Raw genomic sequence first — 13,957 nt, 5'->3', positions numbered from 1 at the left:
CTACGCTGGCGCGAATGCTCAAGACGATCGGCGGTGTCATCGTGATCGTGCTCGCGACCGCGGGCACGATCGTGATCGGTATCGCCGTACTCCCCCAACTGTTCGGACTCTCGCAGGCGCAGGGCTTCACGCAGATCAGCGCATTCCGGGGCCTCATCGTGACCGCCGCCGCCGTGGCGACGATCCTGTGCGTCGTCGCGGCGCTCGTCCGCCGAGGATCCCGCCGAGTCCTCCCCGCCATCCTCGCGGTCGTGCTCGCGGGCGTCTCGGTCACCGGGGCGGTCGTCATCGCCGGTCGAGGGATCGACGACCGACCGACGGCTGGCGAGTCGACCGATCTGCCCGGCCAGGTCACCGTTCTCACCTGGAACACCCTGCGGGACGGCCTGGAGCCCGGGACGATCGCTGCCGTCGCGATCCGCGAGGGTGCCGACGTCGTGTCCCTCCCCGAGACGTCTGCAGCGACCGCGAGGACGGCAGCTGCGGCGATGACCGCGGCGGGGCGCCCCATGGTCGCGCACACCGGGGGGACCGGCGTCAGCGCGACGAGTCTGCTCGTGAGCACCGGCCTCGGCGAGTACGCGGTCCGTGAGACCGGCGCCGGAGGTGCCCTCGACGGCTCGGAGACCGTGGTCGCCGAACCGGTTCTCGGTGACGGACCGACGATCGTCGCGGTCCACACGACGGCGCCGCTGCCCTCACGGCTCGGCGACTGGCGTGCGCAACTGGCCGAGCTGGCCGCGATCTGCGGGCCCGGGGCCGACGTGATCCTCGCCGGCGACTTCAACGCGACCCTCGATCACCTGTCGCCACTCCGCGGCGCCGGCGATCTCGGAAGCTGTCACGACGCTGGCGCGAACAGTGCCGTCGCCGGACTCGGCACCTGGCCGGTCCAGCTCCCGCCAGTGCTCGGCGCACCGATCGACCATGTGATGGCGGGTTCGGGATGGGTCACGATCGCGGCGAGGGTGCTCACCGAGTTCGACGACAGCGGGAGTGATCACCGTCCCGTCGTCGCGACGCTCCTCCCGCGCACGGCGCCCTGAGCGGCGAGCCGTCGTCCAGCTCACGGTGCGACAATGGAGGCATGGCTACCTCCGCAGACACCTCCAGTTCGAACCCCGTCCAGTCCACGGCCACGTCCAACCGGGCGGCGGCCTGGTCCGAAGGCTTCCGTGCCTTCATCGGCACCGGCTGGGCCGAACGCCCGGAGGTGTTGCCGGAGCCGCGCGAGACCGCGGCTCTCGCAGCCGCGCGACGCGAGCGTCTGTCCGCTGCGTTCCCCGGCAAGCGTCTGGTCCTCCCTGCCGGCGGCATGAAGCAACGCTCGAACGACACCGACTACCTGTTCCGTGCGCACTCGGCGTTCTCCTACTACACGGGCTGGGCTGCAGACTCCGAACCGGACAGCGTGCTCGTCCTCGAGCCCACGGCGACCGGCCACGAGGCCACCCTGCACTTCCGTGAGCGCGCAGGCCGCGACACGGACGAGTTCTACACGAACGCCGCGATCGGTGAGTTCTGGATCGGCGCGCGGCCGTCGCTGGCTCAGGTCTCCGCCGACCTCGGCGTCGCGACCGCCGCGCTCGACGCCTTCGAGGTCGGAGCCGAAGACCTCACGGTCGACGTCGACGAAGACCTGACCCGTGTCGTCTCGGAGATGCGGCTCGTGAAGGACGCATACGAGATCGAGCAGATGCGCCTGGCTGTCGAGGCGACCGCACGCGGTTTCGACGACGTCATCGCCGAACTGCCCAGAGTCGTCGCGCATGCACGCGGCGAACGCGTCGTCGAAGGTGTCTTCGCCGGGCGGGCGCGCGCCGACGGCAACGGTGTCGGGTACGAGACCATCGCCGCCGCCGGCCCGCACGCCTGCATCCTCCACTGGACCCGCAACGACGGACGGGTCGTCCCGGGCGACCTGATCCTCATCGACGCCGGCGTCGAGCTCGACAGCTATTACACAGCCGACATCACGCGGACCATCCCCGTGTCCGGCACCTTCACCGAGGTCCAGCGCCGCGTCTACGAGGCCGTGCGCGAGGCCGCCGACGAAGCGTTCTCGATCGTGCGACCCGGCATCCGCTTCCGCGAGGTCCATGCGGCCGCCATGGCGGTCATCGCGCGGAAGACGGCCGAATGGGGTCTGCTGCCGGTCACCGCGGAGGAAGCCCTCCAGAAGGAGAACGAGCAGCACCGCCGCTACATGGTGCACGGGACGAGCCACCATCTCGGCACAGACGTGCACGACTGCGCGCAGGCTCGTCGCGAGATGTACGCCGACGCCGTGATCGAACCCGGCATGGTGTTCACGATCGAACCCGGACTCTACTTCCAGCTGGACGACCTCACCGTGCCCGAGGAGTACCGCGGTATCGGCGTCCGCATCGAGGACGACATCCTCGTCACCGCTGACGGCGCTGAGAACCTCTCCGCCGGGATCCCGCGCACGGCCGACGAGGTCGAGGCCTGGCTGGCCCGCTGAGCCGGGTCCCTGGGGCCGGGCCACGGACTGCCGCGCGAGCGACTACTCCGTGCCCGGCTCCGCCGCGCGGTCCAGCAGGTTGCGCGCACGGTTCGCGAGCTCGCCGTCGACGATGAGGTCGTAGCGACCCGCGACGACGAGCGTCGCCGAGGTGTACTCCTGGCGGCGACGCGTGATCGAGTACGAGACGATGCCGAAGAGCATGCCGAATGCGGCTCCCATGAGCACGGCCGCCCCCAGCAGGACGAGGTTGGTCTCCGGGTTGAAGATGACGAGCACCAGCCCGAGGAAGAGCCCGAGCCAGGCTCCGCTCACCGCACCGGCGCCCGCTGCACGTCCATAGCTGAGCCGCCCGGTGACCCGCTCGACGCTCCGCAGGTCACTGCCGACGATGGAGATCTCCTTGACCGGGAAGTCGGTGTGGGCGAGCGACGAGATCGCCGCCTGGGCGGACTCGTAGCTCTCGTAGCTCGCGACGGTCTCGCCTCGAGGGATGGTACCGAGCGCCGCAGCGCCCTTCCGGCTGAACTGTCGGGGATCGCTCATGCCTCCATCTTCTCATCCCGCCCCTGAGCGGGCGCTCCGCGGGGGTCACGGCGGGTAGATTGGTACCCGTGAGTGCCACCAGAGTGTTCGTCGCCAGGCTCGCCGGGTGCACCGTCTTCGACCCTGCGGGCGACCGCGTCGGCAAGGTCAGGGACGTGCTGGTCGTGTACCGCACCGGGAAACCGCCCCGCGTCGTCGGATTGATCGTCGAGATCCCGGGCAAACGCCGCGTCTTCGTCTCGATCGGCCGGGTGACGAGTATCGGTGCCGGCCAGATCATCACCACCGGCCTCATCAACGTCCGCCGCTTCGAGCAGCGCGGGGGCGAGGTCCGGGTGATCGCAGAACTCTTCGGCCGCCGGGTCGTCTTCCGCAACGGCGGCGACGAGGCGACGATCGAGGACGTCGCGATCGAGGAGCAGGGACCTGGCGAGTGGCAGATCTCCCAGCTCTTCGTCCGCAAGCCCAAGACGACGGCCTCGCCGTTCGTCAAGGGTCCGACGACCTTCGCCACCTGGAACGAGATCCGCGAGGAGCAGGAGGTCGGTGAGGCCCAGTCCGCCGAGCAGCTCATCGCGACCTACGCAGACCTCAAGCCGGCCGACCTCGCGAACACCCTGCTCGACCTTCCCCAGGAACGCATGATCGAGGTCGCCGAGGAACTCTCCGACGACCGCCTCGCCGATGTGCTCGAGGAGATGCCCGAGAGCGATCAGGTCCACATCCTCGCCCAGCTCGACGACGACCGCGCGGCGGACGTCCTGGACCAGATGCAGCCGGACGACGCGGCAGACCTCATCGCCCAACTACCGGAGGACCGCGGCGAGCACCTCCTCGAGCTCATGGAGCCCGAGGAGGCGGAAGACGTCCGCATGCTGCTGCGCTTCGACCCGGAGACCGCGGGTGGGCTCATGACGACGGAGCCGATCATCCTGTCCGCCGACGCCACCGTCGCCGAAGCCCTCGCCTCGATCCGGCGTTCGGAGCTCGCCCCGGCGCTGGCGGCCGGCGTCTGCATCACCCTCCCGCCCTACGAGTCCCCCACCGGACGCTTCCTCGGCATGGTGCACTTCCAACGCATGCTGCGCTACCCGCCGCACGAGCGGCTCGGCACGCTCCTGGACCAGAGCCTCGACCCGGTGGGCGTGCGCACCTCGGCAGCGGAGGTCTCCCGCATCCTGGCGAGCTACAACCTGGTGCAGGTGCCGGTCGTCGACGAGCAGCATCGGCTCCTCGGGGTGGTGACGATTGACGACGTGCTCGATTATCTCCTCCCGGACGACTGGCGCAGCATCGACGAGAACGACGAACTCCCGGCAGCTGAACAGCGGGCGGGAACGAACGGAAGGAGGGCAGGTCGTGGCACGAGCTCCCCGCAATGAAGTCCGCCTCGACGCCCCGAAGGGGCTTCGAGGGTCCGTCCGTTCCGTCCGCCCGGCAGCATCGCGAGATCGCTTCGGACGATTCACCGAGTGGATCGCGCGTGCCATGGGCACACCGTGGTTCCTGCTCGGCCTCACGCTCTTCGTCATCCTCTGGATGCTCTGGAACACCTACGGGCCGATCTCCCTGCGGTTCGACTCCGTCGACATCGGCTTCATCGCGCTGACGCTCGTCCTGTCGCTGCAGGCCTCGTACGCCGCTCCCCTCATCCTGCTCGCGCAGAACCGCCAGGACGACCGCGACCGCGTGCAGATCGAGCAAGACCGTCAGCGGTCCGAGCGGAACCTCGCCGACACCGAGTACCTGGCGCGTGAGGTCGTCGCCCTGCGCCTGGCGTTGAAGGACATGGCATCGAAGGACTTCATCCGCGCGGAGCTGCGTTCGCTGCTCGAGGAACTCGACCGTGATCGCGCCGAACAGCCCGACGGCGACGGCTCCGAGCGCCGGCGTGGGTGAGACGACGGTCGCCGACCGCATCAGGACCGCGCTCTCGAGGGTGATCGATCCCGAGATCCGGAAGCCGATCACCGAGCTCGACATGGTGGGCGACATCCTCGTCGACGAAGACGGAGCCGCCGAGGTCACGATCAAGCTCACCATCGTCGGCTGCCCCGCAGCGACGAGCATCGAACGCGACGTGCGGGAGACGACGGCCGACACACCCGGCGTCACGGCGGTGACCGTCGACGTCCAGATCATGTCGACCGCGGAACGCCAGGCCCTCACGGAGAAACTGCGCGGTGGCAAGGCCGCCCGCGGGATCCCTTTCGGAGCCGATTCACTGACCCGGGTGTACGCCGTCACGAGCGGGAAAGGCGGTGTCGGCAAGTCGACGATCACCGCGAACCTCGCCGTCGCCCTGGCGGCGCGCGGGCTCCGCGTCGGGCTCGTGGACGCCGACGTCCACGGCTTCTCCATCCCCGGATTGCTGGGACTCGTGCACGACGGCCAGGCGGTCAAGCCCACGCAGGTCGGCGACATGATCCTCCCACCGGTCGCCCATGACGTGAAGGTCGTCTCGATCGGCATGTTCATCGAGTCGCCGACCGACGGATCCCGCGCCGTCGCGGTCGCCTGGCGCGGCCCCATGCTGCACCGCACGATCCAGCAGTTCCTCACCGACGTCTTCTTCGGCGACCTCGACGTGCTCCTCCTCGACCTCCCGCCCGGCACGGGCGACGTCGCCATCTCGATCGGCCAGCTGCTCCCCCACGCCGAAGTGCTCGTCGTCACGACACCGCAGCCGGCTGCCGCCGAGGTCGCCGAGCGAAGCGGTGTCGTCGCCCGGCAGACGGGCCAGCGGGTTTACGGCGTGATCGAGAACATGGCCGGGCTCACCCAGGCCGACGGAAGCATCCTCGCACTCTTCGGCGAGGGTGGCGGAGCGGCGCTCGCCGAGAGTCTGTCCGCCGGCGACGTCGAACCGGTGCCGCTGCTCGCCTCCGTGCCGCTCAGTGTCGCGCTCCGCGAGGGAGGCGACGACGGCGCGCCGGTCGTCCTCACCCACCCCGAGGACCCGGCAGCAGCGGCCATCCTGCAGCTCGCGGATCGTCTCGCGTCACGCCCACGAGGGCTCGCGGGGCGGCGACTCGGCGTCACGACCACTTGAGCTGCGGCGGACGTCAGGTCGCTTCGAGGTCGTAGGGAGGTGGCGCGGTCTCGCCGGCCGCCAGCTTCCGGTGCCGCTCATCTGCGGCCGACGGGGTGGTGCCTGCGGCCGCAGCACCGGCGGCGGCGATCGCGGCGATCGGCGAGCCGGCTGCAAGCGGCGCCGTCGGGGTGACCGTCTTGGTCGCGGCGGCTGGGGGCTCATCGTCGAGCAGCGCTTCACGGATGATGCGACGAGGGTCGTACTGGCGCGGATCGAGCTTCTTCCAGTCGACCTCGTCGAACTCGGGGCCCATCTCCTCGCGCATGCGGTCCTTCGCCCCGGAGGCGAGGTCGCGCAGGGTGCGGACGAGCCTGGCGAGCTGCGAGGCGTAGTACGGCAACCGTTCGGGCCCGAGCAGGAAGACGGCGATGACCCCGATGATGAGGAGTTTGTCGAAGGTCAGACCGAACACGAGATCAGACTACCGCGCGAGCCTCGGCTGACGGAGCACTCACAGGCCATACGCTGTGATCCGGAGGCAAGGTGTCAGAACACAATCTCAACTGGAAGTACGCCGGTGATGTCGTCGTCGAGAGCTCGGCGGTGCTCAGCGCTCGCGCGCACGCCCACGAACTGGGCGTCGAGGCGGTCGCCCCGGCGGTCGGGGCGCAACTCGCGGTGATCGCAGCAGCGACCCGGGCCGAGTCGATCGTCGAGGTCGGCACCGGCACGGGCGTCTCGGGCCTCTGGCTCCTCCGTGGAGCGACGAACGCGGTACTCACGTCGATCGACACCGAGATCGTCCACCAACAGCAGGCACGCGCCGTGTTCAGCGAGGCCGGCATCGCGCAGAACCGCATCCGCCTCATCACGGGCAGCGCGCTCGACGTCCTCCCCCGCATGAACGAGAACTCGTACGACATCGTGCTCGTCGACGGCGACCCCGGTTCCGTCATCGAGTACGTCGAGCACGGCCTCCGACTCGTCCGGCCGGGCGGCACCGTGCTCGTGCCGCACGCCCTGTGGCGCGGTCGCGTCGCCGATCCAGCGCAGCGCGACGAGACGACCGGCCTGTTCCGGTCACTCGTCCAGGAGATCTCCGCGTCCGACGCGGTGGTCAGCGCTCTCTCGCCCGTGGGCGACGGCCTCCTGCAGATCACCAAGCTCGGCGTCTGAGACCATCCGAGCTCCGGGAGGAGCCGGTGCGAGCGCCCAACGACGAACCGACCGCCGTCCGACTGCGAAAGCAGGGACGACGGTCGGTTCTTCAGCTCATGCTGCGTCGGCAGCGGGGCTCAGCCCGCGCTCACCACACCAGCGAGTGCATCGTGAAGTTCTTGAGCTTCCGCGTCGTTGACCGACACGACGAGACGCCCTCCACCTTCAAGAGGCACTCGCACGATGATGAGGCGACCCTCCTTCACGGCCTCCATTGGCCCGTCTCCGGTGCGTGGCTTCATTGCGGCCATGCGAGTCCCCTCTCGTTGTTCGACTGACCCCTATTATCGCGTATCCGGCGGGGTCGTGATAATCCTCAGCGCGGCGAGGCGCGGGATGACGCCGCCATACCGTCTCAGGGAATGGTCCAATAGGCGTTCGCAAGCCCGTACATGAGGTAGATCCAGCACCATTGGAGCGCCAGGGAGACGATGACGACCCCGCCGCGATACCACCGGTTCCGCGGGGTGGCCACGGCGCCGAGCATCGGGAACACCGGCACGAGCAGCCGGAAGACGCTCGTCTGCGGGAAGAACACCGCGAAGAGGTACAGCAGGTAGGACCCGACCCACAGCCGCAGGTCGACACCGAGACGTCGGACGGCCGGAAGGAAGAGCATCGCCGCCGAACCCGCGAACACCAACGCGACGACGACGATCCCGAGGGGCTGGCCGAACCAGAAGACACCGCCCTGCACCCACGCGGAGAACGGCACGAGCGGGCCGTCGCCGATGAACGCGGCCCGCCAGGCGAGCTCCGTCTCGAGGTACGCGTCCGGCACGCCGGTCGCGATCCCGGCGATGACCATCCAGGCGAAGCCGGCGGCGGTCGCAAGCGCGCCACCGGCGAGGATCAACCAGACCTCGCGTCGCGCGAGCGGGTCGGTGCGTCTCGTGACGATGCGCACGATGAGGTGCAGGCCGAGGAGCAGCGCGAACGCGAGGACCCCCGGGCGCGTGAACGCCATGACGGGGATGACGGCGAGGAGCCACCCGTAGCGCCGCGTGACGAGCAGCAGGAGGGCGAGCGCCAGGAGCATCAGGAACATCGACTCGGCGTACGCCAACTGGAACAGCGCGCTCAGCGGAGCGATGCAGAACAGGACGACGGCGAACATCGCGGTCCCCGATGGCAGCCGCAGGCTCATGAGCCGGAAGAACAGCAGCGCCGCCCCGAGCCCGCAGAGCAGCGACACGACGACCGCGGCGACCGGCCACGGCAGGAAGGTGATGATCGAGACGACCTTCACGACGCCCGGGTAGACCGGCATGAACGCCCACGCGTTCTCCGCGACCCGTCCGGCGGTGTCCACCGGCAGCTCGGCCGGGTAGCCGTAGCTCGCGATCCACCAGTACCACTGCCCGTCCCAGCCTGCGAACAGCGTGCCGAGCGACGGGAACGCGCCGAAGCGCGAGTTGCTGGCCTGCAGCCCACTCACGATGAGGTACATGAGCGTCGTGATGACCCGCGAGAGGCCGTAGACGATCGCGACGCGGCCCCACCAGGGCAGCCTCACCCAGCGGCGCAGGGCCGAGTGGGCTCCTCCGACCTCCGTCGTCGGCGCGGCGTCAGTGCTCACCCGCGCCACTCAGCCAGGCACGCAGTCCGCGCTCGCATTCTTCGATCTGGGCGAGCGGAACCCGCTCGTCGTCGGCATGCGCGAGGAGCGGGTCACCGGGGCCGTAGTTGACCGCCGGGACCCCGAGCGCTGAGAAGCGAGCAACGTCGGTCCAGCCGTATTTCGGCTTCGGGTCGCCACCGACGGCACGCAGGAAGTCGTGCGCGACCGGCGCGTCGAGGCCGGGGCGCGCGCCCTCGGCGAGATCGGTCTGCACGACGGTGAAGCCCGCGAACAGTTCCTCGAGATGAGCCAACGCCTCGGCGCCGCTGCGACTCGGGGCGAAGCGGTAGTTGACCGTCACGGTCGCGAGGTCGGGGATGACGTTGCCGGCGACGCCGCCGGTGATCCCCACCGCGTTCACGCCCTCACGGTAGACGAGCCCGTCGACTTCGACCTCGCGCGGCGTGTACGCGGCGAGCGTCTGGAGGACCGGTGCGATGCCGTGGATGGCGTTCTCGCCGACCCAACTCCGAGCCGAGTGCGCCCGCTTGCCGGTCGTGCTGACCTCGACGCGGAGCGTACCGTTGCACCCGCCCTCGATGCCGGCGTTGCTCGGCTCGCCCAGGATCGCGAAGTCCCCGACGAACAGCTCGGGACGGTTGCGGGCCAGTCGACCGAGCCCGTTGAGATCGGACGCCACCTCCTCGTTGTCGTACCACATCCAGGTGAGGTCGACGATGGGCTCGGTGAGTTCGGCGGCGAGCTTCAGCTGCACGGCGACCCCGCCCTTCATGTCGACCGTGCCGCGGCCCCACAGGGTCGCGACGCCGTCGTGCTCCTCGAACCGACTCGGCACGTTGCCGTTGATCGGCACGGTGTCGATGTGGCCGGCGATGATCACCCGCTGCGCCCGTCCGAGTCGCGTGGATGCGACGATCGTGTCGCCGTCGCGCACGACGGAGAGGTGCGGGAAATCGGCGAGGGCGGCCTCGATGGCGTCCGCGAGCGGGGCCTCGTCCCCCGACACCGAAGCGATGTCGCACAGGCGCTGCGTGAGCTCCACGGACGAGACGGACAGGTCGAGCACGGGGACATCGGCTTGCATGGCTCCAGTGTATTCGCCGCTACCCTGGAGCCATGACCGCTGCGCCTGCCTCGACCTCCCTCCCGACCCACGCCTGGGGCTACGGCCTCGCAACGATCGCCGCCGACGGCACGGTGCTGGACACCTGGTACCCGGAACCCGCTCTCGGACGCATCCCCGAGGGTCGCGACCGCTGGATCGCCCCCGCCGAACTCGAAGCACTCGCAACCGACGATCCGCGTCGTGCGGTGCGCATCGACATCGTCACCGTCGAGATCGAGCTGCAGGCCGCCCCCGCCAGCACGCCCGACGCCTACCTGCGACTCCACCTCCTCAGCCACCTGCTCGTCGCACCGAACTCCATCTCCCTCGACGGCGTCTTCGGCCACCTGCCGATCGTGGTCTGGACGAACGCCGGCCCCGTGCACCCCGCCGACTTCGAGCGCCTCCGCCCTGCACTGCTGCGCGCTGGGATCCACGCGACGGGAATCGACAAGTTCCCGCGCCTCCTCGACTACGTCACCCCTGACAAGGTGCGCATCGCCGACGCCTCGCGCGTCCGGCTCGGCGCCCATCTCGCTCCCGGCACCACCGTCATGCACGAGGGCTTCGTCAACTTCAACGCCGGAACACTCGGCGCGTCGATGGTCGAAGGCCGTATCTCGCAGGGCGTCGTGGTCGGCGACGGGAGCGACATCGGCGGTGGCGCTTCGATCATGGGCACGCTCTCCGGCGGCGGGACGCAGCGCGTCGCCATCGGCCAGCGCGCCCTCCTCGGCGCGAACTCCGGTATCGGCATCTCCATCGGCGACGACACCGTCGTCGAGGCTGGACTCTACGTGACGGCCGGCACGAAGGTCGTGCTGGCTGGCGCGGCGGCCACCGCCGAGGGCGCACCGCGCACTGTGAAAGCCGTCGAGCTCTCCGGCGTCCCGAACCTCCTGTTCCGACGCAACTCGCTCACCGGCGCGGTGGAGGTCCTCCCCCGCAGCGGCTCCGGTGTCGAGCTGAACGCAGCACTGCACGCCTGACCGGCGGCCTCGCGCCTGAACCGGAACGGCCCCGCATCCGAGAGGATGCGGGGCCGTTCTCGTGACCCGGGAACCGACTAGCGGATCGGGAAGTCGCGTTCGGGCGAACCCGTGTACAACTGCTGCGGCCGACCGATCTTGGTCTGCGGGTCGAGGTTCATCTCACGCCAGTGCGCGATCCAGCCCGGCAGACGACCGATCGCGAACAGCACCGTGAACATGCGCGTGGGGAAGCCCATCGCCTTGTAGATGACGCCCGTGTAGAAGTCGACGTTCGGGTAGAGCTTCCGCTCCTTGAAGTAGTCGTCCTCGAGCGCGATCTGCTCGAGTTCCTGCGCGAGGTCGAGCAGCGGGTCGTTGATGCCGAGCGCGGCGAGGACCTCGCCCGCGCTCTCCTTGACGAGCTTCGCGCGCGGATCGTAGTTCTTGTAGACGCGGTGCCCGAAGCCCATGAGCTTCACACCGTCTTCCTTGTTCTTCACGCGGTCGACGAAGCGCTGCACGCCCTCGCCGGACTCCTGGATACGGCCGAGCATCTGCAGCACGGCCTCGTTGGCGCCGCCGTGCAGCGGACCCGAGAGCGCGTTGATGCCGGCGGACACCGACGCGTACAGGTTCGCGCCCGTCGATCCGACGAGACGGACGGTGGAGGTCGACGCGTTCTGCTCGTGGTCCTCGTGGAGGATGAGCAGGAGGTCGAGGGCCTTCGACAGCACCGGGTTGATCTCGTACGGCTCGGCGAGGTTGCCGAAGTTGAGCTTCAGGAAGTTGTCGACGAAGCTCAGCGAGTTGTCGGGGTACAGGAAGGCCTGGCCGACCGACTTCTTGTGCGCATAGGCGGCGATCACCGGGAGCTTCGCGAGCATGCGCACCGTGGTGAGCTCGACGTGGTCGGGGTCGTGTGGGTCGGTGTCCGACTCGTAGTAGGTCGACATGGCCTGCAACGCGCTGGACAGCACGGCCATCGGGTGCGCCGTGTGCGGAAGTGCCGAGAAGAAGCGCTTGAGGTCCTCGTGGAGGAGCGTGTGACGACGGATCTTCTCGTCGAAGCCTCCGAGTTCATCGGCCGTCGGCAGCTCACCGTGGATCAAGAGCCAGGCGACCTCGAGGAAGGTCGACTGCTTCGCGAGCTGCTCGATCGGGAAGCCGCGGTAGCGCAGGATGCCCTGATCGCCGTCGATGTAGGTGATCGCGGACTTCGTGGCCGCCGTGTTGACGAACCCGTAGTCGAGGGTGGTGAGACCGGTCTGGCGCGTGAGTGACGAGATGTCGATGCTCGACGCGCCCTGGGCCGACTGGTGGATCGGGAAAGCGGCTGTCCCGCCGGGGTAGTTCAGGGTGACCTGTTGCGGATCGGTGGAAGCCTGTTTCTCGACGTCGCCCACGGCGCCTCCTCATATCTTTGTGCGATAGGGACTGGACAGCACCCTCCGATACGACGGCGTGTCACATACAGCCTAATCGGCTTCCGCCCCTACTGACGTTTCCCACAGCAATACGACGACTTGCTTGGAGCTAACCCTGAAGCTCTGGGAGCGCGCTCAGACGCTCGGCTGCGGCGGCGACACGCTCGTCCGTGGCCGTCAGCGACAACCGGACGTGCTGGGGAGCGCCGTCACCGTAGAAGACCCCCGGGCCGGCGAGGATCCCGACCGAGGCGAGCCGCTCGATCGTCGTCCAGGCATCCCGACCCTCGGTGATCCAGAGGTAGAGGCCGGCCTCGCTGTGGTCGACCCGGAATCCCGCGGCCCGTATCGCCGGCAGCAGCACCTCACGCCTGGCCCGGTACCGCTCCTTCTGTGCGGCGACATGCGCATCGTCGCCGAGCGCAGCGATCATCGCAGCCTGCAACGGTGCCGGCAGCATCAGCCCGGCGTGCTTGCGCACGGTGACGAGCCGACCGACGAGAGACGCGTCGCCGGCCAGGAAGGCGGCCCGGTATCCGGCGAGGTTCGACTGCTTGCTGAGCGAGTAGATCGCGAGGACGCCGGCGGTGTCGCCGTCAGTCACTCGAGGGTCGAGGACCGACGGCGTGGGGGTGTCGGACCACTCGCCCTCCCAGCCGAGCTCGGCGTAGCACTCGTCGCCGACGAGGACGGCTCCGAGCTCGCGCGCCCGTGCGAGCGCCGCACGGATCTCGTCGACCGAGAGCACCCGGCCGTCGGGGTTGCCGGGAGAGTTGAGCCACACGAGCTTCGTGTTCGCGGGCCACTCCGCGGGGTCGTCGGACGCGACCGCCGTCGCGCCGGCGATCGCCGCACCGACGGCGTACGTCGGGTAGGCGGCGACCGGATGGACCACCGCATCCCCTTCGCCGAGGCCGAGGAGGAACGCGAGCAGCGCCACGAGTTCTTTGGAACCGATCGTGGGGAGGACGGCATCGAGCGTCAGCCCGTCGACACCGCGTCGCCGTGCGAACCAGTCGACGATCGCCTGGCGCAGCGCAGGGGTCCCGACGGTGGTCGGGTACGCATGCGCGTCCGTGGCGTCGCGCAGGGCGTCACGGATGAGCTCCGGCGTCGCGTCCACCGGCGAACCGATGGAGAGGTCGACGATGCCGCCAGCGTGACGACTGGCCTGCTCTGCATAGGGGGCCATGAGGTCCCACGGGTAGTCGGGGAGCTGCTGCAGCGCCACCGGACTACTCGTGCGTCTGCGGAGGCAGCGCGGCGATGAGTGGGTGGTCGCTCGGGATCACGCCGACCTTCGCGGCGCCACCAGGCGAGCCGACCTCGTCGAAGAACTCGACGTTCGCCTTGTAGTAGTCGGCCCACTCCTCCGGGAGGTCGTCTTCGTAGTAGATCGCCTCGACCGGACAGACGGGCTCACAGGCACCGCAGTCGACGCATTCGTCCGGGTGGATGTAGAGCGAGCGTTCACCCTCGTAGATGCAGTCGACGGGGCATTCGTCGATGCAGGCACGGTCCTTCACATCGACGCACGGCAGGGCGATCACGTAGGTCACGGGCGGGTGGCTCCCTTCACGAGCACTGATCCT

General features: G+C 69.2%; 15 protein-coding genes. 7 read left to right on the top strand and 8 right to left on the bottom strand.

The annotated features are described in order from the left end of the window. Window positions 1-14: 14 nt before the first annotated feature. Complete coding sequence (locus tag KXS11_RS03025) at window positions 15-1,046, top strand: endonuclease/exonuclease/phosphatase family protein (RefSeq protein ID WP_437383966.1); 1,032 nt, start codon at window positions 15-17, stop codon at window positions 1,044-1,046. Window positions 1,047-1,087: 41 nt separating this feature from the next. Beyond that, window positions 1,088-2,485, top strand: coding sequence for an aminopeptidase P family protein (locus tag KXS11_RS03020; protein ID WP_437383965.1), 1,398 nt, complete (start codon window positions 1,088-1,090; stop codon window positions 2,483-2,485). A gap of 42 nt (window positions 2,486-2,527) precedes the next feature. Here KXS11_RS03020 and KXS11_RS03015 read toward each other — a convergent pair whose 3' ends face one another. Continuing rightward, complete coding sequence (locus tag KXS11_RS03015; RefSeq protein ID WP_437383964.1) at window positions 2,528-3,031, bottom strand: general stress protein; 504 nt, start codon at window positions 3,029-3,031, stop codon at window positions 2,528-2,530. A 68-nt stretch (window positions 3,032-3,099) separates the two neighbouring features. On the opposite strand from KXS11_RS03015, the gene KXS11_RS03010 reads away from it, so the two are divergent. From KXS11_RS03010 to KXS11_RS03000, 3 genes are read left to right on the top strand one after another with little or no spacing between them, the layout of a single operon-like run. After that, the gene (locus KXS11_RS03010; RefSeq protein WP_437383963.1) at window positions 3,100-4,413 is read left to right on the top strand and encodes a magnesium transporter MgtE N-terminal domain-containing protein; all 1,314 of its coding nucleotides are present in this window, start codon (window positions 3,100-3,102) and stop codon (window positions 4,411-4,413) included. Beyond that, a complete protein-coding gene (locus tag KXS11_RS03005) occupies window positions 4,391-4,930 on the top strand; it encodes a DUF1003 domain-containing protein (protein ID WP_437383962.1) in 540 nt (179 codons plus the stop codon). The genes KXS11_RS03010 and KXS11_RS03005 overlap by 23 nt, the downstream gene beginning before the upstream one ends. Then, window positions 4,923-6,083, top strand: coding sequence for an Mrp/NBP35 family ATP-binding protein (locus KXS11_RS03000; protein WP_437384131.1), 1,161 nt, complete (start codon window positions 4,923-4,925; stop codon window positions 6,081-6,083). Before KXS11_RS03005 ends, KXS11_RS03000 begins: the two co-directional genes overlap by 8 nt. A gap of 13 nt (window positions 6,084-6,096) precedes the next feature. Here the strand turns inward: KXS11_RS03000 and KXS11_RS02995 are convergent, their stop codons facing one another. Further along, window positions 6,097-6,537, bottom strand: a complete 441-nt coding sequence (locus tag KXS11_RS02995; RefSeq protein WP_437383961.1) for a Sec-independent protein translocase TatB — start codon at window positions 6,535-6,537, stop codon at window positions 6,097-6,099. A gap of 71 nt (window positions 6,538-6,608) precedes the next feature. Between KXS11_RS02995 and KXS11_RS02990 the strand changes: the two genes are divergently transcribed. Beyond that, window positions 6,609-7,241 (top strand): O-methyltransferase, encoded by a 633-nt coding sequence (locus KXS11_RS02990; RefSeq protein ID WP_437383960.1) that lies wholly within the window; start codon window positions 6,609-6,611, stop codon window positions 7,239-7,241. 119 nt (window positions 7,242-7,360) lie between these two features. Here the strand turns inward: KXS11_RS02990 and KXS11_RS02985 are convergent, their stop codons facing one another. The 3 genes from KXS11_RS02985 to dapE form a co-directional block, all read right to left on the bottom strand. Next, a complete protein-coding gene (locus KXS11_RS02985) occupies window positions 7,361-7,534 on the bottom strand; it encodes a DUF3117 domain-containing protein (RefSeq protein WP_079002123.1) in 174 nt (57 codons plus the stop codon). A gap of 104 nt (window positions 7,535-7,638) precedes the next feature. After that, on the bottom strand, window positions 7,639-8,862 hold the full coding sequence (locus KXS11_RS02980) for a hypothetical protein (protein ID WP_437383959.1): 1,224 nt from the start codon (window positions 8,860-8,862) through the stop codon (window positions 7,639-7,641). Further along, window positions 8,852-9,949: a succinyl-diaminopimelate desuccinylase gene (dapE, locus tag KXS11_RS02975; protein WP_437383958.1), complete on the bottom strand. Its 1,098-nt coding sequence runs from the start codon at window positions 9,947-9,949 to the stop codon at window positions 8,852-8,854. The genes KXS11_RS02980 and dapE overlap by 11 nt, the downstream gene beginning before the upstream one ends. A 32-nt stretch (window positions 9,950-9,981) precedes the next feature. Here dapE and dapD point away from each other — a divergent pair, with 32 nt between their 5' ends. Further along, window positions 9,982-10,959, top strand: coding sequence for a 2,3,4,5-tetrahydropyridine-2,6-dicarboxylate N-succinyltransferase (gene dapD, locus KXS11_RS02970; RefSeq protein ID WP_437383957.1), 978 nt, complete (start codon window positions 9,982-9,984; stop codon window positions 10,957-10,959). Window positions 10,960-11,036: 77 nt separating this feature from the next. Here the strand turns inward: dapD and KXS11_RS02965 are convergent, their stop codons facing one another. The 3 genes from KXS11_RS02965 to fdxA all read right to left on the bottom strand — a co-directional run bounded on the left by KXS11_RS02965 (window position 11,037) and on the right by fdxA (window position 13,924). Then, complete coding sequence (locus tag KXS11_RS02965; protein ID WP_437383956.1) at window positions 11,037-12,344, bottom strand: citrate synthase; 1,308 nt, start codon at window positions 12,342-12,344, stop codon at window positions 11,037-11,039. A gap of 130 nt (window positions 12,345-12,474) precedes the next feature. Continuing rightward, complete coding sequence (gene dapC, locus KXS11_RS02960) at window positions 12,475-13,596, bottom strand: succinyldiaminopimelate transaminase (protein WP_437383955.1); 1,122 nt, start codon at window positions 13,594-13,596, stop codon at window positions 12,475-12,477. Between the two features lie 4 nt (window positions 13,597-13,600). Next, window positions 13,601-13,924 carry a ferredoxin gene (gene fdxA / locus KXS11_RS02955; protein WP_437383954.1) on the bottom strand — a complete coding sequence of 108 codons (324 nt, stop codon included), beginning with the start codon at window positions 13,922-13,924 and terminating at the stop codon, window positions 13,601-13,603. Window positions 13,925-13,957 lie beyond the last annotated feature (33 nt).

Origin of the sequence: Plantibacter flavus (genome assembly GCF_051487245.1) — a bacterium.
Lineage (GTDB): Bacteria > Actinomycetota > Actinomycetes > Actinomycetales > Microbacteriaceae > Plantibacter > Plantibacter flavus_B.
The sequence above is the reverse complement of the archived record's forward strand: the minus strand, read 5'-3'. Positions and strand labels throughout refer to the sequence as shown.